General features: G+C 41.4%; 26 protein-coding genes. 19 read left to right on the plus strand and 7 right to left on the minus strand.

The window, feature by feature from the left end; translation table 11 throughout:
- The first annotated feature begins 89 nt into the window (after nt 1-89).
- Nucleotides 90-1,133: an nSTAND1 domain-containing NTPase gene (locus MC7420_RS23990; RefSeq protein WP_198016543.1), complete on the plus strand. Its 1,044-nt coding sequence runs from the start codon at nt 90-92 to the stop codon at nt 1,131-1,133.
- A gap of 2 nt (nt 1,134-1,135) precedes the next feature.
- Complete coding sequence (locus MC7420_RS24000) at nt 1,136-3,646, plus strand: ATP-binding protein (protein WP_006103685.1); 2,511 nt, start codon at nt 1,136-1,138, stop codon at nt 3,644-3,646.
- 115 nt (nt 3,647-3,761) lie between these two features.
- Here MC7420_RS24000 and MC7420_RS42845 read toward each other — a convergent pair whose 3' ends face one another.
- The 7 genes from MC7420_RS42845 to MC7420_RS24040 form a co-directional block, all read right to left on the minus strand.
- Nucleotides 3,762-4,271: a hypothetical protein gene (locus MC7420_RS42845; RefSeq protein WP_232231771.1), complete on the minus strand. Its 510-nt coding sequence runs from the start codon at nt 4,269-4,271 to the stop codon at nt 3,762-3,764.
- Between the two features lie 579 nt (nt 4,272-4,850).
- Entirely contained in the window at nt 4,851-6,062 is a 1,212-nt protein-coding gene (locus tag MC7420_RS24015; protein WP_044209366.1) for an IS110 family transposase, read from the minus strand.
- Between the two features lie 654 nt (nt 6,063-6,716).
- Entirely contained in the window at nt 6,717-7,043 is a 327-nt protein-coding gene (locus tag MC7420_RS24020) for a hypothetical protein (protein WP_006103605.1), read from the minus strand.
- 9 nt (nt 7,044-7,052) lie between these two features.
- The gene (locus MC7420_RS24025; RefSeq protein WP_006103715.1) at nt 7,053-7,346 is read right to left on the minus strand and encodes a hypothetical protein; all 294 of its coding nucleotides are present in this window, start codon (nt 7,344-7,346) and stop codon (nt 7,053-7,055) included.
- Entirely contained in the window at nt 7,343-7,546 is a 204-nt protein-coding gene (locus tag MC7420_RS24030) for a hypothetical protein (RefSeq protein WP_044209369.1), read from the minus strand. The genes MC7420_RS24025 and MC7420_RS24030 overlap by 4 nt, the downstream gene beginning before the upstream one ends.
- A gap of 23 nt (nt 7,547-7,569) precedes the next feature.
- On the minus strand, nt 7,570-7,911 hold the full coding sequence (locus MC7420_RS24035) for a hypothetical protein (RefSeq protein WP_006103629.1): 342 nt from the start codon (nt 7,909-7,911) through the stop codon (nt 7,570-7,572).
- A 146-nt stretch (nt 7,912-8,057) separates the two neighbouring features.
- Entirely contained in the window at nt 8,058-8,258 is a 201-nt protein-coding gene (locus MC7420_RS24040; protein WP_006103547.1) for a hypothetical protein, read from the minus strand.
- Between the two features lie 596 nt (nt 8,259-8,854).
- On the opposite strand from MC7420_RS24040, the gene MC7420_RS24045 reads away from it, so the two are divergent.
- The 17 genes from MC7420_RS24045 (at nt 8,855) to MC7420_RS24120 (ending at nt 18,593) form a co-directional block, all read left to right on the plus strand.
- Nucleotides 8,855-9,100 (plus strand): helix-turn-helix domain-containing protein, encoded by a 246-nt coding sequence (locus tag MC7420_RS24045; protein ID WP_232231772.1) that lies wholly within the window; start codon nt 8,855-8,857, stop codon nt 9,098-9,100.
- Nucleotides 9,101-9,264: 164 nt separating this feature from the next.
- Entirely contained in the window at nt 9,265-9,678 is a 414-nt protein-coding gene (locus tag MC7420_RS24050; RefSeq protein WP_044209376.1) for a hypothetical protein, read from the plus strand.
- Nucleotides 9,679-9,721: 43 nt separating this feature from the next.
- Entirely contained in the window at nt 9,722-10,600 is an 879-nt protein-coding gene (locus MC7420_RS24055; protein ID WP_006103686.1) for a MutS N-terminal domain-containing protein, read from the plus strand.
- Between the two features lie 12 nt (nt 10,601-10,612).
- A complete protein-coding gene (locus MC7420_RS24060; protein WP_006103704.1) occupies nt 10,613-10,990 on the plus strand; it encodes a hypothetical protein in 378 nt (125 codons plus the stop codon).
- Nucleotides 10,991-11,561: 571 nt separating this feature from the next.
- Complete coding sequence (locus MC7420_RS24065) at nt 11,562-11,873, plus strand: hypothetical protein (protein WP_006103680.1); 312 nt, start codon at nt 11,562-11,564, stop codon at nt 11,871-11,873.
- Between the two features lie 209 nt (nt 11,874-12,082).
- Entirely contained in the window at nt 12,083-12,544 is a 462-nt protein-coding gene (locus tag MC7420_RS24075) for a hypothetical protein (protein WP_006103695.1), read from the plus strand.
- The gene (locus tag MC7420_RS43495; RefSeq protein WP_006103691.1) at nt 12,537-12,668 is read left to right on the plus strand and encodes a hypothetical protein; all 132 of its coding nucleotides are present in this window, start codon (nt 12,537-12,539) and stop codon (nt 12,666-12,668) included. Before MC7420_RS24075 ends, MC7420_RS43495 begins: the two co-directional genes overlap by 8 nt.
- Nucleotides 12,669-12,670: 2 nt before the next feature.
- Nucleotides 12,671-12,976, plus strand: a complete 306-nt coding sequence (locus MC7420_RS24080) for a hypothetical protein (RefSeq protein ID WP_006103698.1) — start codon at nt 12,671-12,673, stop codon at nt 12,974-12,976.
- 184 nt (nt 12,977-13,160) lie between these two features.
- Complete coding sequence (locus tag MC7420_RS40310) at nt 13,161-13,319, plus strand: hypothetical protein (RefSeq protein WP_006103628.1); 159 nt, start codon at nt 13,161-13,163, stop codon at nt 13,317-13,319.
- A gap of 6 nt (nt 13,320-13,325) precedes the next feature.
- Nucleotides 13,326-13,544: a hypothetical protein gene (locus MC7420_RS24085; protein ID WP_044209383.1), complete on the plus strand. Its 219-nt coding sequence runs from the start codon at nt 13,326-13,328 to the stop codon at nt 13,542-13,544.
- Nucleotides 13,545-13,743: 199 nt separating this feature from the next.
- Complete coding sequence (locus MC7420_RS24090; protein ID WP_044209386.1) at nt 13,744-14,043, plus strand: hypothetical protein; 300 nt, start codon at nt 13,744-13,746, stop codon at nt 14,041-14,043.
- A gap of 72 nt (nt 14,044-14,115) precedes the next feature.
- Entirely contained in the window at nt 14,116-14,490 is a 375-nt protein-coding gene (locus tag MC7420_RS24095; protein ID WP_006103669.1) for a hypothetical protein, read from the plus strand.
- A 9-nt stretch (nt 14,491-14,499) separates the two neighbouring features.
- Nucleotides 14,500-14,724: a hypothetical protein gene (locus tag MC7420_RS24100; protein WP_006103582.1), complete on the plus strand. Its 225-nt coding sequence runs from the start codon at nt 14,500-14,502 to the stop codon at nt 14,722-14,724.
- A complete protein-coding gene (locus tag MC7420_RS24105; protein ID WP_006103670.1) occupies nt 14,724-15,611 on the plus strand; it encodes an ATP-binding protein in 888 nt (295 codons plus the stop codon). The genes MC7420_RS24100 and MC7420_RS24105 overlap by 1 nt, the downstream gene beginning before the upstream one ends.
- 63 nt (nt 15,612-15,674) lie before the next feature.
- Nucleotides 15,675-16,568 carry a protein rep gene (locus tag MC7420_RS24110; RefSeq protein WP_044209389.1) on the plus strand — a complete coding sequence of 298 codons (894 nt, stop codon included), beginning with the start codon at nt 15,675-15,677 and terminating at the stop codon, nt 16,566-16,568.
- Nucleotides 16,565-17,968: a filamentous hemagglutinin N-terminal domain-containing protein gene (locus MC7420_RS24115; RefSeq protein ID WP_006103529.1), complete on the plus strand. Its 1,404-nt coding sequence runs from the start codon at nt 16,565-16,567 to the stop codon at nt 17,966-17,968. Before MC7420_RS24110 ends, MC7420_RS24115 begins: the two co-directional genes overlap by 4 nt.
- A gap of 7 nt (nt 17,969-17,975) precedes the next feature.
- Nucleotides 17,976-18,593 carry a hypothetical protein gene (locus MC7420_RS24120; RefSeq protein ID WP_006103622.1) on the plus strand — a complete coding sequence of 206 codons (618 nt, stop codon included), beginning with the start codon at nt 17,976-17,978 and terminating at the stop codon, nt 18,591-18,593.
- Nucleotides 18,594-18,819 lie beyond the last annotated feature (226 nt).

The following is an 18,819-nucleotide window of genomic DNA, read 5'->3' on the forward strand; positions in this document are numbered from 1 at the left end:
TCCCTGTTCCCGTTGAGGAATTGAGGTATCCCCATCTAAAATCACTTATGCACTCATCCCAGCAATCTTGCCCGTTTTGTGCGGGGTCAATGATTACTGACCCCCAATTCTTTGTCGGGCGGCGAGAAGAATTGGATTTTATTACCTCGCGTCTGGTTAATACTCAACCCACGAGTATTAATGTAGTGGGAGAACGTCGGATTGGTAAATCATCGTTACTCTATCACTTTTTTCAGACCTACGAACAACGAGTGCAGGGTGCTGGTAAAAATCCAGGTAATTATGTAGTCGTTTACTTATCATTGCAAGCCGCGCAATGTCGGCAAGAAACCAGTTTTTATCAGGCAGTTGCCCAAGCGTTAATCAATCGTCCTGTGGTACAAGGAAATCCGGCGTTAGCGACACCGTTACAAGCGGGGACGCTAGATCGAAATGGGTTTTCAACAGCAATTGAAGAGTGGCAAGCACAGAATGTTTTACCTGTGTTGTGTTTGGATAAATTTGAGGAACTGTTAGGGAAACCGGATCAGTTTACAGATGAATTTTATGATAACTTGCGATCGCTCATGGATCGCAATGCCTTAATGTTGGTAATTGCTTCCTATCGAAATTTGGATGTGTATAAGCGCAAGTATCGATTCCTATCCTCGTTTTTTAATCTGGGTCAGGTTTTGCCTGTGGCAGGAATTACGGAAATAGAAGCAACGGATTTGATCCGCTTACCGGAAAATAAAATACCTGGGGCGACGGCGGCGTTGAGTTCAGAACGGCAGCAATTAGGATTAGCTTGGGGTGGACGACATCCTTTATTATTGCAATTGGCAGGATTGTGGTTATGGGAGGCGCAAAAACAGAATCGTCCGGATGAATGGGCGAGGCAGAAGTTTGAATTGGAAGCCCAACGGGTTCCTCATTCAGGGGTGACAATGCGGCGGTTAAGTCGTCCGATGCGTTTGTTATTGTGGTTGCCGATGAAATTGGGACGAATGGCGCGATTTGTGGGGGATAAGTTGGATGATACGAGTAATTTGATTGCGGGAACGGTTATTTTAATTGTGGCGATTTTGGTGACATTAAAAATAGTACCATTTGAGGAATTATTGCAGCGAATTAAAGATGCGTTGGGGGGATAGAGATGACGCAGATATCTACAGTTAGGAAGTTTCGCCGCTACTGTCTAGACTGTTTACGGATTCTCTACTGGGCATATTTTAAACCGTTTACATTTAAGCGCTGGTTGCGGGAGATTCATCCAGATTTGACACTATATAGCAATCCTTTTCTCTTGCAAGCCGAGTTTCGCCGTCATCCCCGTCTGCGTCGCTATGCTGATCAAGTTTGGTGGTTATCTGTATTTGTACCCTTGCTGATTATGCTATTGATTGCACCGATTTATTCCCTGAGTGCAGGTGAACCCTTTAATTGGCAGAAAAGTAGCCTATTTTTTCTGGGTTGGTTGATTGGTTTAGTGATCGCGCGGGGAGGAAATGAATGGTTAGGTAAATGGTTTTATTGGTTTTTTTTATTTTTAGGGGGTGTCACTGTAGCTGGGAATGTGCTTTCGCGCTTGGCACCGGAAATGATGGAAGCCTTACCTATCCTCAACCTATTTTTGTCTAATTGGTTTCAACTTGTACCTGTGGCAGTAGGTGTGGCAGTAGGTGTGGCAGGAGGTGTGGTAGTAGGTGTGGTAGTAGGTGTGGCAGGAGGTGTGGCAGGAGGTGTGGCAGGAGGTGTGACAGGAGGTGTAGCAGTAGGTGTGACAGGAGGTGTATCAGTAGGTGTATCAGGAAGTGTGGCAATAGGCATAGCATTTGGCATAGTACTTGGCATGGCAGGAAGTGTAGCAGGAGGCGTAGTATTTGGTGTAATAGGAGGTGTAGCAGGAGGCGTAATATTTAGCGCTTCAGGAGGCATGGTAGGAGGCGTGGCATTCGGTATAGCTTGGATTCTCGGTGTGCTGCGAGTCTATTTCTGGATACCTGAATTACTCTGGATGATTGGTCTTTCTTTCCTCTCTCGCCAGGGAAAGGAGGCACAATTTCTACAGTATTTACCCCCCCGTTTTGATGAACGGATTATTTTACCCCTGCCGTTCATGGCACAATTAATTGTCGCAGCATACCGAGATAATCCCGCCGCTTCTCGCCAGACAATTGACTATCTAATTCATTCCACCAATCAACAAAATGTGGCAGCGATAGCGATGACTGAGATAGCCGTTGATTCCTTGAGTCATTGTCACACGATGGGTGATATTCTGGCGATTAGCGATCAACTGGCATGGATTCCTTCACCCCCACCCCTCACAGTCAGCATGATTCTGGAACCCTCCACAGTCAGCATGATTCTGGTCAGATTTATGCTGGAAATCAGCCAAAGTGTCCGCGCTTCCGACAATGCAACATCCAGTTATCGCCAATATGAATTACTCCAGTCTCCGATTACTAGATTAGAACAACTCCGAAATACCCTTGCCTATAGTCAAAATGTCCAGTTAGCCACAGGTTTTGGTCACATTGTCCAAAAATGGCTGAAAATCTTACAAACCGCCCAACAAACCCTAGCAGAACAAGCTAAACGTTCTGCCGAAATCCCCCAAGTTTACATTGCGGGGGCTTCCCTCAATCCTGATGATGCCAAAACCCGATTTAAAGGACGCTTGGACATCTTCCGCGAAATTGAAACCCTAGCATTTTCTGCCCAACCTCCTATCCTATTACTCCACGGTGGACGGCGCACGGGCAAAACTTCAGCTTTAAAATATCTCTCCCAGAAAGTAGGTTCAGAATTAATTCCCTTACTCATTGATTTACAAGGCGCAGCCACCGCCACTACCTTAAAGGGATTAGCCAACTACCTCGCCGAAGAAATCATCAAAGCTGCCAAAAAATCCCGTAATTTTGACCTTCCTTATCCCAATCCTCAACAACTCAGCCAAGAACCCTTTCTCACCCTCCAAACCTGGCTAGAAAAACTGGAACGCATCGCCCCCGGTAAACGCTTTCTCCTCTGTCTCGATGAATTTGAACGCCTCAGCGAAGTTATCGCCACAACCAATAGCCGCATTCCCCTCAATTTCTTCCGCCATGTCTTACAACATCGCCGCCAATGGATACTTCTATTCAGTGGTTCCCATACCTTAGACGAACTCGAACCCTATTGGAGTGATTATCTAATTAATACTCGTTCCCTGCGCGTTTCCTATCTGCAACAACCCGAAGCCGAGGAATTAATTGTCCAACCGATCGCAGATTTTCCTAAAATCTATGAATCCCTTACCGTCAGCCAAATTATCCAAGCCACGCGCTGTCAACCTTATCTGGTGCAACTCCTGTGTACGGTTATCGTGGATCACCTGAATCGGGAGAAACGGCAACTCGCTACCCCCGACGATGTGCAAACCTGCATTCCCATCGCCATAGAAACAGGGGGGATGTATTTTCGAGAATTATGGACAAGTTTAAGTGAACCTGAACAAGACTTTCTGGAAGATTTAATCACTGAAGAAACCTCCTATCCCCCGAATAAATCCACTGTGCGCCGCCTCATCCGCAAAGAAATCTTGGAAAAGACGGGAGATTGTTATCGGTTTCAAGTTCCATTGGTGGAGAGATTTATTACCCAGGTAGTGACGGAAGGGTGAACCCGGATGAAACAGGAACCCGGCATCATTGTAGAGACGCGCCATGGCGCGTCTCTACCCAATAATCTGTTCTAACCGCTATGGCGGTTGCTATAGCAAACGCCCTAACATCCACCTATCGAGACGAACACAGCAGATCCATCAAAGATTGGGGTATCTCTTCAAAATGTTCTAACAAAAAATCCATAATTGCTAGATGGCGTAAATCCCTAGGTTGAGGCGGATAATAGCCTTGACCTCGGTTGAACCAATTCTGCACTGTTCCCAGGGAACGAGAACAGATATGAGAAAGTTGTTCATAAGTGACATCCCATTTAGCATAAAACCGCTTTGGCGTCATCCCTAATTCACAATAACAATAAAGGTCAATAATGTATTGTTCACGCTGAGTAATCGGGCGCAGATTGTGGCGTCGTCGAGGATTATAACGTCCCGTTGGGCAATGCAGAGATAGGGGCGGTATTCCACAGCGAGAATGGGTGGGATAACGATAAGAATCGCCATTCTCTTCATTCAATTCAACCGTGTCAGGTATTTTTTGCAAATCCGCTTCAGCCGCCGTATCTGTGGTTACCCAAGCTGCACTGGGAGAATCAGGAGCGAGTTGGATGATGTAATAAACCATCCATTGATGGTGATGGTATTCATAGAAGCGCCCCAGAATCACACCCCAGTCTGTCTGATTCGTTTTCCACTGAACGCGATCGCCTTCACTCTACATTGCTAGTGTAGTATGGAAAACTGGGATAGAATTGATAAGCTGGTTATGCACTGCTGGACGGTTGCCCCATAAGATTCGCTAATCAGAGCAGTAGGTAGCTTTGTTCGTTTAGCATCTCGGTAAAGAATAGAATCCTTTCCCCTCTGTCGCTTTTGGGGTATGATTCGCATATTTCTTTACACGCTTCTTTTACGCCGAATGCTGTATATTTTTTGGTTAGCTGTCTGCATCGAATCATTACCGATCCCAGATAGTCGCGTTTTTTGGTTATGTGTTTAAGGATTAACACCCTTAAGCACGCTTTATCCCATGCGGATAGTCGTGATGCTTTCATAATCTTGTCTTATAGGTTTGTGTTCCAGCGGAGCATAATTGCCTTATCAATCGATACCCGTTACTGTTGGTTTAGTAACGGGTGTTTTAAAATCGCCGTTACTACTTCAATATTTCAGATTTCTCAGGTAGTAACGGCTGTGAGGGTCTTTACTCTTTAAGCTTCAGAGCCTTCTTAAGCTCCTTGAACAGGAGCTTGCAGCCATAAGCGGCGGTCTGACTGATGATCAGTTTTCCGAATGTGTTACTACCTCCTTGGTCATTTTTCTCAATCTCAAATCGTTTCTGTCGTTCATCGTAGAAATTTCCTAGTCTTTCGCCAATTGCTCCGTGTGGGCGATTTCCCTTGGGGGCGATCGCAACCAAAATCCACATATAGAGTTCAGTCCGGCACATTTTTGAACCGCTTCCGGCGTTCCATCCTTTACGGTCGCCGCTACTTAACTCGTCTCCTGCCATGCCCAACCGTTTTTTAAAACTGCCCAGAGATTCAAACTTACTCAGTGGGTAGATGTGCGTAAGCAGTAACGCTCGTGGTCGTAGCCCGATACCGAATTTATCGAAGGTTCGATTGTATTCTTTGAACTGTGACAGGTAGATCAGTTCTTCTAGTTTCTGCTCCGCTTCGTGTTCCCAGCCGTGGATTTGGCAGAGTAGTTCAGCATACCGCTGGGAAAACTGGCTGATTTCGATACCATACGCCGGGGCTACCGATCTCTCATAGAGTCGGTCGTAGTAAAAGTTACGCCGTACTCCTGGTCGTTCAACACTACCTAGCCATGCCCATAGTGGACTTAATCCATCCTTTCCCGGCTGGGAATTTTTGAAAGCTGCCTCTGGGAACTCCCGGCACAGTTGTTGTCGTACTCGATTGATAATCGGTGACTGTACGCGGGTTAGAGACTTCATCTGTAAATACAGATCTCGAATCTGCACGATTGCTCCCGGTTCAAACTGGAGGAACTGATCGGTTTTACCCCAGTGAGTGTGAGCATAAGCAGCTAGGGCTAAAGCATCAGCTAAATCATTTTTATCGGGTAGCTTGTGGCTTTTCCGATAATGGGTGGCTTCACAGTGTCCGACCCATAACACCTCGATTCCTTCACACTGACAGATATGGCTGAGTAACCAGGAATAATGAACTCCTGTGGGTTCTAGCACAATCGCATCTGGTTTAAGTTTAAGCAGATGGGATATCCCTGTCTTGGTGAAGTAGAACGTCATCTCGTCTTCTACTGGGTCTTTGGATCGGTGTTTAACTTCAGATTTCCAGTAGTTTCGTAGATGACTTGGTTTTTCTTCAAGCATCCAACAGACTACACGGTCTTTACAGATGTCACCGCCTAAAATTCTTTTGTTCATTTTTCAAGGTTCTGTTTAGGAGAATAAAACCTGCAACAAGTACCTGGTCGAGAATCTCCTGAAATAATAGTGATTATCAATTCACTCTGAAACCAGGTAGCAGGTAAACTAACCCAAATAGGTATAACCGGAAGGTTAATGACCAGAAGGTTAGACGGCATAGATTGCGAACTCTATGCCGCGACACTAAATAGTGTTTCGCTAGGTGAGTTAGGTCTAGCTCGTCAGGCGGACTTATGATGTAATGTTGGTCAAGTAGTGCAGTAGGTGCAGTCATGAAGGCAAAAAACCTTAAAAGATCATTTCTGTATAAAACTGCTTGTCTACTGCGTCTGGCTATGTTCTTGGAAGAACTAGGCAGTAAGTTTCACACCTTACTGATTAGACGGCATAGATGGATAACTCTATACCGCGACACTAAATAGTGTTTCGCTAGGTGAGTCAGGTCTAGCTCGTCAGGCGGACTTGTGTTATAATATTGGTCAAGTAATGCAGTAGGTGCAGTCATGAAAGCGTAAAACCTTTTGGGTCATTTCTTCGTAAAACTGCGTGCCTACTGCATCTGGCTATGTTCTCGGTTAAAGAACTAGGCGGTAAGTTTCGCACCTTACCGCAGCCCCCCTTCTTTAAGTCAGAAGGTAGGGTGCGAGAAGGTTAATGGGGAATATTTTCAGATTCCCTTTCTAGAGATAAATCCTGTTTTTGGTATTCCTCTGAGGTAGGTTCCCAAGCAGGATTTATTTTTTTGTCGCCGTCTTCTCCAGATGTGGCGGGATTTATATCAAAGATTTCCATGATTTCTTCGTCACAGTCTGATATATTCCAGCAGGTAAGCTCAATTACTAGATCGCTGATTCGTTCCGTTAGGTTTTCGGGATTGTCGAATCCAGCGCCAATAATTTCCCCAATTATTGCCGATAGGTGTTCGAGTGCTATCTGTTCCCAGGGGTTGAGTGTGCGGTAGTTGTATCCGTTGTTCATTTTTTACTCCTAGTTTTCAACTGTTGGCATAGGGTAGTTAATTTCTACCCATTTTCTAATTTCTAGAATTTCCGCGTCTGTTGGTTCAAAGGTGATAACTATCTTATTCCCGAAAAAATTTATTTTTTTGTCTTTTTTAGATGTTCTATCATTTATCCCGTAAATGTCTTTATTCCAATAGGTTTCTAGCTTTTTCATTCTTTTTAAGAGTTTTGGGCTATTTTCTCTTTCCGATATTTCAGCTCTTATGTAGAGATCCATAATTTTCTCGCCAACTTTTTTAAAAGGGAATGGTTTCTTCATTTCTTTACTCCTGGCATAGGGTAGTTGGTTTTTACCCATTTAGTAATCTCGGCTTCTGTCATTTCTTCAAATTGTTGGATAGCTGATAACATTAGTCTTTGCTTGATTTGTGTGTGTGGTTCTTCTGTGCATTTACATAGTTCTTTAGTTGCTATGTCGAGAGCGATTATGATAATCCCTGGCATATCTGAGTAATTCATTTTTTCTTATTTCTTAAAACACATTATTCAAAACCATTAATAAATTCCCTCATTTCTTCTGCTGTTTTCAAGCCGCCTCCTAGAATTATTTGCCTCCCTATTCTTAAATATGGGTTATTCTTGGTTTCTGCGTGTTTGTCCATATCACTACAGAAACTGTTAAATGCGTTTGTTAGTTCCCCCTTATCTATATAGTAATTTGCTCTTTCTTTTGCCCATTTTAGATATTCTTCCCGCGTTGGTTTTTTTAAATTCTTGACTACTAAATTTTCTGAGGTTAATCGAGTTAATTCCTTTAACGGTGTTGGTTTTTCCTCCGCTAAATTTTCGATGAAAAGTTGTCTGAGCCATTCAATTAGTTTCATTACCTAACCATGTAATTTTTGACAGAGAAATCTAGGGCTTGCCATTGCTGACATTCCTGATGTGAATTTGATGGGTGGTAGAGAGAAGGAAAGGTGCTGACGTTCCCAAATTTCATTAGCACCTATTTATCAAAACAGGGTGCTTGTTAATCATTCTTGACTACTACATTTTGGAAAAGTCCTGAAGGTTGAGGTCGATGTTCATTTGTAAGCGAGGTTTCTTTTTCCTCTAAATTATTGACTACTAAATTTTCTGAACTTAATTCAGTTAATTCCTTTAACGGCGTTGGTTTTTCCTCCGCTAAATTTTTGATGAAAAGTTGTCTGAGCCATTCAATTAGTTTCATTACCTAACCATGTAATTTTTGACAGAGAAATCTAGGGCTTGCCATTGCTGACATTCCTGATCTAAATTTGATGGGTAGTAGAAAAGAAAGGTGCTGACGTTCCCAAATTTCATCAGCACCTATTTATCAAAACAGGGTGCTTGTTAATCGAGGGCGTTACTTATATATAGGCATCACCTCCTAGTTCGGATGTTCTAGTACAGAAGGAGCGAGTAAAAGGTGCTGGCTTATCGGCTTATCTAGCTCATATCTACCTACCTACCCGCCAGCACCTGGCTTTGTTAATCAGGGTGTATGTCAGTATGTCAGTTTGTTATAGGCATCACCTCTCGTGTTACTTCTGATGTGGATGTGCCACAAATCCTTGTGAGCAGGCACTCTGCGACGCTGCGACTTACGGTGCTTCTGTTTCTGTGTGGGTTGTGCGACACTGATAGACGTTTATAGAGATGTCAGCCCTTTTCACTTTCCAGGGTGCTTAGGCTGCTCTCATTTTGTTGTCTCTGGAGATGAGTATACTCATATTGCTTATTTAAGTCAATGAGTATGCTTATATTTGTGGTATTATGTCGAGAAAGGTTGCAAATAAACGGAATGTGTCAACTCTGCGTCTTTTGAGAGAGGAGGCTGGGCTAACTCAAATTGAACTTGCCAAACAGATTCCTGATAAAACAAGGACTAGGACTTTAAGCCAGTCTGCTATTAGTAGATGGGAAAGCGGACAAGATGAGCCAGAATTGACGGTTTTCCAAATGAAAGCATTTTGTCGCGCTTTGGGTAAATCCCTTGATGAATTACCTGATGATTTTATCTTGAGGATTATTGACGATTCAGAAAAATAAATAATTTACCAGCAGGCTTGGGGAGGCTCCGGCGACAGCGGACGGCTAGGTTGCCGTGTTTAGTGAGTGGGGTGTGTATCAATTATATATCGGCAAGCTAGACGCGGAAGCCTCCCCCGCCTGCCACTCACCACTTAATTTTCTACAAATCTAGGTTTGATATTATGGAAGTAATTGCAGCTTTAATAGCAGTTTCCGAAGCTCTTTTTTTCCCGCTTCTTACCTTTTCTACCGTCTCTATAGTATCAGATTATTTTTCTAAACATTTGGTTCCTAAACAATTAAAGCCTTTACCTCGTGTTGTAGCTGAGATATCCTACTATACTAAATGTAATTTACTTGATTCTGATTTTTCTATTAAGGCTGAGCTGGATTTATACGATTTTTCTAGCTCTGAGAAAAGATTAGCTTTGAATATTCTTAAGCAGACAGACTTCCTTGAAAATTTAGATATTGAGTTTAATGAAGATGAAATACGCGAACAGATGTTGTTTACTTTTGCTTTGGCAGAGTATACTTGCTTAGTTCCTCTAGCTTATTTTGATGATATTTATCGAGAACGATTGAGAAAAAAATAGATTTTTATTGTATAATTAAGGTAGTTATTAAAGGTAAAAGATTATGTCTGTAGTTGCTTTATTTCCCAATTCTGAATTTTACGAAGCTTACTATGCTGCCGCTAAAATAGTATCGGCTGAGTGTGACATTTTTCTATTTAAAAAGCGTCTTGGTGAACAGTTACATGTTCCTTGTGCTGGTTTCCCTAAAGTTAGCCTAGATAAGTTTACTAAAATACTTCAGGCTAAAGGATATACCGTCGTAGTTCAGACTGAGCTTAATCTAGATGTGGTTAACCAAACAAGTCAAGTTTTAATTGATGATGATGATTCTCAATTAGATTCTGATGTAGACTTAATTCAAGAATCTATTGATTCTCTACATATATGCTATTCTCGCCTCTATTATTATGCATCTCAGAGGATATCCAATCGTTTTAAGCAACCGGGTAAATATCTCCTCAAGTGTAAGGCTAAAGAAGTTCGAGGCTTTCTTGAAAAATTGAATAAGTCTTTGCTGTGTTGGCAAGATGCCAATCTTCAGGAATTACGCAATCCTGCGTTTCACCAATATTTGTCTGATTTGGCTTATATCATTCGATTAGTTCAGTATGATTCAAACCTTCGTCAGATGAATTTAAATGTCTTAGAGGCGTTACAGAGTCTTTATCAAGCTTTAATTCAATTAATTCCTTCTGACGAATCCGTTCAGCTTTCTTTGTTTGATTCACAAGTTACTTTTTTTGAAGAAATTAAGGAAAGCAAGTTTATCCACAAAGTAATGATTGATTTTGAGTGGATTCCTGTACTCGCTGTCGTTGGTCGGTTGCTTCGCCGTTTCTGCGAAAAAGTTGTTACTTTCCCGGCGTGTCTTGTTTCCCTTAAGTCTTCCTGGCGTTCAGTTTTCAGCGGTCGCCAGTTGTCTTTTGCCGATATCTTTTAGTTTGAAGAATCAATGCTTGAACAACTTTTTCTAGCTGCATTTGTTAAACCAGTTCTTCTTTTTGGAGTGCTTTTTGGCTCACGGATTTCTCGTTGTCTTTTTAAAATGATAGATAAACCCATTTATCCCAGTTTGGATGTTGCCATAGCTGAGATATCTTTTTTAGTTCAAGTAGGTGATATTCCTGTGGATTATGTTGAATGTTATCTTAGTCAGTTTTCTTGGGAAGATAAAGTTAAGTCCTTAAATGTTTTGCGCCGTACAGACTTTTTAAGGAATTTTGATGTGCAATTTGAAGATTTAGACGAAGACATGTTATTTTCTCAGGTTTTGGCAACTTCTTCCTCTTTCATGTATTTTCGCTTGCTTGCCTCAACAAGAAATTTTTAAGCCCCTGGGGTTGGATGAATTCTTGTCTAGCCCCTGGCGTTGATTAAGTTTTTCTAGTCCTTAGTAGTCGAATTGAGGATTGTCTAATGCATCCCCGTTATCCAGGTCGTCGTCATTGGTCTGCTGTTAAGCGTATTCAGATTGAGTTACCACAGATGACCCCACATGAGTTTTTAGTTTACTGGGATGTAACCTACTCCGAGTTGGCTGTGATCTGCTTTTGCTCTGAGAAGACCGTTAAGCGGTGGTTTAGTGGTTCTCATCCACCAACTATTTTCCAGAAGTTTTGGCTAGCTTCTACTCACAATATCTGGTCTCGGCTATAGCAATATTTTTACATAATTATTTACATAACTAAATATTTGGGGTCATTATGTCCCCAATTTTGCTTTCTTTACCAAGAGAGCATTTTTAATAGAGTCATGCCTTGAGCATTCATTCTTTTTTTAATCCCTCGTTGTTACCTGGGTTATCGTTCTAAATGACGAGGGATTCTTCTGTCCAATTTTGAGGAGGGATTAAGTGAAGCTGACAGTATTTACTGTGGTTAAGAAGGGGGTGATTCCGTACCATGTTGTCTGCGTTAATCGCAAGGATAGAGGCTCAGAATCAAGCTCTAGTTCGGGCTCTTGCACCAATAAATCAGTATCGTCTACGTAGTCGCTGGCTCAATTGGGAGGTTTTTATCTGGGCATTTCTTCACGGTCGATTTAAAGATGGAGATGGACTGATTATCGTGAATACGATATGCTACAGCCATTTTTCTGGGCAGATAGCCTATGGCTTTTGCATTCGTCCGCAGATTTCTTGGGAATTAATTGATGAGTTTGGGGAGGAGGTTTTAGGCGTCAAGGATTTTTCGTTTAAGTTTATACCGTTCTAGGTGCGGGTTATGGTTTGGTTTGCTTTGGCTTTTGCATTACTCTTAGTTGTCTGTGGTGTAGGTAAGAATCCGTATTACCAAGATAATTTGGTAGAAATAATGGATCAGGATTGTAACGTACTTAATGAATGTAAGTACACAATCGATTTTAAAGGGACTGATCTAACTGTTCCTGAATCTGATATTGAGTGGAAGTAGTGAGGTGAATTATGGCTAACGCCAAGCATTTAGATATAGTACGAATTGATGACTGTGAGGTAATTGACGCTTTTAAAGCTGAAAAGAAATCTGAAAACTCTGCTGATAAAATTCAGATTACACTGGCGGCTCGGCGCTGGATTCCTGGCAAAGATAAGTTGATGTCTATTGAACACGTAAAATTCTTTGAATTTTGGACTAAATTTAAGGTTACTTTGCCAGTTTGGGAACGGCTTAAACTTTTGGGACTTCGTAAGGGTTCTGTCTGTAGTTTCGAGTTTGCCTCAGATGGTTGGACTCAACAGAATTCTAGTAATAGTGGGTCTTGGTACACATTTCTAGGTTTAGTTAAGCTTGACGGAAAAGACATTAATTATTTTGTCTATGACCAAAAACAGGGTCGGCAAGATGATTTATCTTTTGAATCTTCAAGCAATACTGATTTAGTTAGTGCCATAGAATCTTATGATTGAACAGTTTAACCTGTTTGTTGAGTCAGCTTATGTTGGTTTGGATATCGTCGCCAATTCTCTTGTGTTAATTTACGGTTTTGGTATTTCCTGCAAACTAGCTAAATTTCTATTTGGGTCAATTTAGCGATGATTACTTTCTCCTGGGATACATTATCCGGTACAGTTGAAATTTCCTTTGATGGTTTGGTCTGTAAGTATGGATTGGATAGCGTTGATTCATCCAGCTTTGTAGACTGTCTTATTTGGGCATCTCACGAAGTACCCGATGATGTACGAGAGAAAGTATTAGAGGCAGCGATATCACTTGATTCAAAAGCTGGAATCATTTCGATTTTTTTCAGTCCTGAGATGTTTGGTCTGGCAATACATATCCTTCAAGTTGTTTTACTTTGGATTTTGTTACATTTGTTTTTTTCCGTAGTTCCAGAATAGAGGTTCGGATGTTTGATTTCATAAAGTGGTTGGCTGAGTGGGGGATGCGTATAGCTCCTTTCTATATTCCCTTGATGATTGGATTTGTAGCCTTGAACTTTTACCTAAATTTTAGGCAATCTAGGGCGCATAAAAAACCATCGGGGTTAAAGCGTAAAATGAAGCGAGTTAAGGAGAATAAGTAATGTGGGCTTTATATCTGGCTTTCGAGTTTTCGATGCCCTTCACGCCAGATCAGTTTCTTCAGCAAAATATCATTGATGAGATTGAGCCGGAGTTAATTACATTTGTTGGTGGTTTAGCCGGAATCGCGGCGTTCAGATTTATTATTTATCGGCGGTGAGGGTTTATGGATGAATCAGATTGTCTTAATTTTTGTCCGGGCCTGGATTGCCCGCCGGAGTGTGTTGGATTTACTAATGCTATGTCTGAGGTGGTTGGCACTCCTTTTGCTTTCACTGGGGGGATGTTTCAGCAAGCTCAGCAACATTTTACAGATTGGGGTGGTGTTGGTTTGTTGGCTTCAATCACAATTGGTATGGTTTTATCGTCATTTTTTGGGAGGTAAAGTATATGCTCGGAGTCGTTCTCCCCCTGATTTATTTAGCGTTCGATATGACAGATCCAAGTAGTGCTACTGAGTTAGCTTCTTTTTTCTCAGACGCTCTCGACTGGGGGATAGCTGCCTCAAAAGGCTATTTAGGATACTGTGCTATTGTCGGCCTTGCTGTGTATTTTTTCAAAAAGTAGAAAGTGAGATAGTGGCTATGATTGGTAAATTAATTGCTCCGGTGTCTGGTTCGCTGCGGAAATTTAGTCCGCTCTATTTGATTCCTAAAAGTTGTCGGCGGTGGGTTTTTGCTTTTTTCGTTGGTCTGGTGATTACTTCTTTAGCTACTCCGGCTAAAGCGCAAGATTCGGGATTCGATCAGGCGATTGATCAAATTAACACCATGAGTACAACTTTGGCAACCTTGACCGTGCTCTTTACTGAGGTTGTTGTGACGCCAATGGGTTTCTCTGCGGCGGCTCGCACGTTCCGACGTGTAGTAATTGGTAACCTGTAATCTCTTTTGCAGGTTTGGGGGAAAGTCTATTTCTTTCCCCCTGTTATTTGATAGGAGGTTGAGGTGATAGACATGGATTTTTCTATTTCCAGCGTTAGGCGATTTTGTACAAAATCCCTAATTTATTTATTCCTAGTGGCGATGTTTTTGGTGGTTCAGGTGCCGGCTGGTAACTGTCAAGGAGATTTAAATGTAGAGGTAGAAATTGAAACGGGACCGGAATTTGACCCAACTGATGCTCCGACTATTTGGGCTTGTGTTCAGGCTCACTATCATAATAAATTTCCCTTTGACTTTGTAGCTGCCCCTGCCCCTGGTGTTTTGAGTTGTCCAAATGTAGTGTTTTGGGATAGACATTATGAATTGTGCTGGATTTTGGATATCTATCACAAAATTGAGCCAGCGATAATTTTAGGTATGTTAATCTCAGCAGTTCTTTGGTTATGAGGTGATAAAATGGGAACATTTGGACAATTTGTTTGTAGTTGTATATCAGCATTTAGTCATATTTTGCCTCCAACTCCGCCTGATTTGACCTTGGCTTCATTGAGTCAACAGGTAGTTAATCAGGTTCCTTTTGTGGGTCAGTCGATAATTTTAGAAGCGGCGCAAAGTGTCTCGTTGGTTTTGGGGTTAGTTGCTCCGTACAAAATATATAAGATTATTGCGGGGAGGTTTTAATGTACGTTTTACCTGGTCCGATAACTGGGGTTTTGGGTCTTCCTGGCACTGGCAAAACTTTTATTGCTCTTATTGCTGGCTTTGAGATGGCTGAAGAGTTACAACTAGATGTTGTTGTAAACTTCAGTTTAAACGCAAGGGCTTTATATCACTATTTTTCTGGTCTTGGATATACCTGGCTTTTGAGTCGTCTTTTGCATGGTGGTATTAAGGTTAGATCATGTGCTGAGGGTACTAACTTAAAATTAGTTGAGTTTATGCAAGAGAAAAATACTCTTTATTTAATTGACGAAGCTGGGGTTTATCTTAATGCCCGTAATTTTAAAAATATCCCGTTGCAATTTCTGTCTGACATAGCTCAAATTAGGCATGATTCACGCCGTTTATTTTGGATTTCTCAGTATAAAGAACAGGTAGACCGTAATCTTCGTGAGATGAGCGCTTCTTATATCGTGGCGGATTGTCCAACTCGTTACAGTCAAAAGCTCAGAAATACTGAGTTAATGAGTAAATATTATCGGATATTTACAGCTAAAAATTATAGTGTTTTTGAGAAGAAAATACTATCTGGTGCTTTAACTGGGGCAAAGGCGGCTATTAATTCGGCTCGTTTATCTGATAAAGTTGTTGTTGGGCAACTTACCGAATATGACCGACTTTTGTTTAAGGATTACGGCAGTTTTCTACGGGTTGAGGATAAACCTACTATGCAATTTCCTTTAACTTATTGGCGTAAATCTGCTGTTTTTGTTAGTCAATCTAATCCTAAATCTGATAATCGCGATCAATGGCGTAAGTTGTTAGCAAAGGATGCCAGTAGGGAGCGAGTCGCAGACGGGGCGCGTAGCTTGTCGGAGCGCCGTCGCGAAGCGTCCTCGGTGTGGTAGGGCGATAGCCCAATACTATGTACTTGATAATTAAGTAATAACTCAAACATTTTGATTAGGGGGGTGTCAGTGGACGGATTAGACGAGCTGAAACGACAGAGTATTAAGGTTTCTGGCTTTTATGCGATGAGTGAGCGAGATGATTTTCGTAGCTATGCTGAAAGAATTTTGAACTGTGCGGAACATTTAGATTTTGCCATGCAAAATATCCAGGGGGATTTGGTAGGGTTTATAAATAATGTCCATTGGTGTCGTTGTCCTCGTTGTCCGCTTTGTCAGTGGGCTAAGGTTGGTAAATGGCGTGCTAAATTCTTTCAGGGGTTGCGGCGATTGTATTTAGAAAATGAAGTAAATGTAATCTTTGTTACCTTAACCTCTCGGAATTGTTGTATTAAAGGTCTTAGAGATGAATTAGAGTTAATGGCTTCTGCTTTTAATCGGCTGTTATCTTCTCTGCGTCGGTCTGGAGTAGTTGTAGGATATATTAAAGCTTTGGAGGTAACTTGGTCACTTTCTCAGTTTGGTGATACTCATCCGCATTATCATGTAATGTTTTTTCTGTCTGGTGGTAGGTTTCCCAGATGGCTTTTAGACGACATGGAATGGTCTAGAATGTGGGCGCGTTCGTTGCAGGTTGATTATCAGCCAGTCTGTAAAGCTAAATTTTGCCGTAGCGGTGATTTAAAGTCAATTTTGGAGCTAGTAAAATATTGTGTGAAGCCGTCAGACTTAAGTTCTGATCCTGATTGGCTTTATGATTTGACAGACCAACTTTATAAAAAGCGATCGCTTACAGTTGGTGGCATTGTGTCTCAGTACGTTAAGCAATCAATGTTAGACCGCATTGACTGTGTTGGTCGTTCTGGCGATGAACAAAATCAAGATGGTTTACCTGCTTCGCTAGACTGGGACTATATAGGTGATAGATATATTTTAAACTTGGGGGTTGCAGTATGATTTTGTTTTTCTTAGCTCAAATACAGTCAGTCGAGCCGACTGTAGTTAATCAATCGGGTCAAGAATTTGTGATTGATGCGGGGGTGTTATCTGAGGATGGTAAAAATATATTTCATACGTTTGAGCAGTTTGGCTTGACTCGGGAACAGATAGTTAATTTTTTAGCTAATCCTTTAACTGAGAATATTTTTAATCGGGTGATTGGGAATGATCCATCATTTATAGATGGATTGATAAAAATTACTGGAGGTAATCCAGATTTTTACTTTTTGAACTCTAACGGGATTATTTTTGGTCAACACGCACAAATCAATGTACCTGCTGCATTTTATGCTTCGACGGCTACATCATTACAATTTGGTAATGACGGGTTCCCGCTTTACGCGGGTCAGGAGTGGTTTTCTACACCTTTTGCCATTGGACAGGGTATAGAATCAAGTAATGGTGATCCAACATTTTTGATATTTGGTTCAGGTCTTTCTAATCCAATTTTAAATTTAGGAACGATTCAAGCCGAAAAGATAGATTTATCAGGAAGTTCCGTAGTTTCGTTGGGTGAGTTACAGTCAGAGGATATTCGGTTCTCTGTAGGATTTAATTCTATTCCTTGGAAAGTTGCCACAGATAGGGATTACTGGTCAATTGTGCCGCGTTCCGCGTTCAGTTCAGTGTATCCAATTGTGGATTTAGAAGTTGAGGAAGATTTTGAAGATAGGGATATTTTTATATTTTCTAATCCGCTATCTAGGGAATTATTTCTTCAAACTTTAAGTTTTGAGCCACTTAATATTTTTACTTTAAGTTTTGGCTTAGGTGATATCGTTTCAAATCAAGATGTCCGAGTTTTCCGTGTTGGAAATGTGGGGCAAGATTTCTCTGTTGATTTAAATTTGGTAGTACAGTCAGAGCTAGAATTACCCGATGATCCAGTGGATGATCTACCCGATGATCCGGTAGTTGATTTACCCGATAGTCCGGTGGTGGATATGCCCGATGACCCAGTGGATGATCTACCCGATGACTTAGTGGTGGATATGCCTGATGATCTGGTGGATGATCTACCCGATGACTTAGTGGTGGATATGCCCGATGATCCAGTGGATGATCTACCCGATGACTCAGTGGTGGATATGCCCGATGACCCAGTGGATGATCTACCCGATGACTCAGTTATTGAGGGAGTAACTGAGGGAGTAACTTTTGGATTTTTGCGTACTACCTCAGACTTTTTAAAAACTGAGCGGATAAATTTTATTCTACCTTCTGATGTTTGTTACTATCCGCTACTTGTTCAGGGCTATCGCCGTTGTTTATTAAAGTTGAATACTCAAATAAACTCTTATCCAGAGATAACACAAGAACAATTTAATAGCCTTATTAATGATTTGGAAAATAAATAAATAAATAATGTTTAAACTATTGAAGACAATTGTTGTTTCATCCTTTTTCGTTGCGTTGCCAGCATTATCGCAAGAGAATTTAGCAAATTGCGGTGATTTGCCATCTGGCACATATAGTGTTGAAGTGCGTAATAGAAGTTTAAAAATAGCTTGTTCTAAAGAAACTGCTGGCGGTTTCATTCCTTATTTTGATGGTAGTTTCACAGATTATGGTGATTGGGTTTTTGTCGGTACAATTTCCAATCCCTCTCAAATTCAATTGAGTAATTTAAGTGCAACTGCTTTTAAAGGGGTAAGCTTATCGGGTAACTGCATAAACCAAGGGTACTTTACGTATGAGCAAAAACTTTTATCTGCCCGTTTGGGGTCTTTTTCATTGTTCTCGGTTACAGGTATTGATTTACAATATCGCTTAGTTTATAACCCTCCTGGACAAAGTAGCATTCAAATCTGTTGCAATTGTCCACTTGATCCTATTGATGACTGTCCAGATTTAAATATTACGATTCGTGGTACTTTGCTACCAGCTCGTCGGGGAACTGCTCGAATTAGTGGGGATTGGTGTAAGTCTTTGAGCTGCGATGGCAGTTATAACAAGTTTTTAAAAACTAGGGATCTTGAATGATAAGGCAAAAGCAACCTGCTGGAGCATACACCTATAATTTTAGATTATAGGTTTATACTACAAAACCATACTACATTAACAGAGTAGGGATTCTGTATAAAGCGGTTCTTGGTCCCTACCGATTGGGTTAAATCGGATTAGTTGGAAGGGTGGGTCATCCCACCCTTTTTCTTTAGCCGTGCCACATTCACCCAACCCAAATGACAATTAAAGAAAACCCCTTTTC

Origin of the sequence: Coleofasciculus chthonoplastes PCC 7420 (genome assembly GCF_000155555.1) — a bacterium.
GTDB classification, from domain to species: domain Bacteria; phylum Cyanobacteriota; class Cyanobacteriia; order Cyanobacteriales; family Coleofasciculaceae; genus Coleofasciculus; species Coleofasciculus chthonoplastes_A.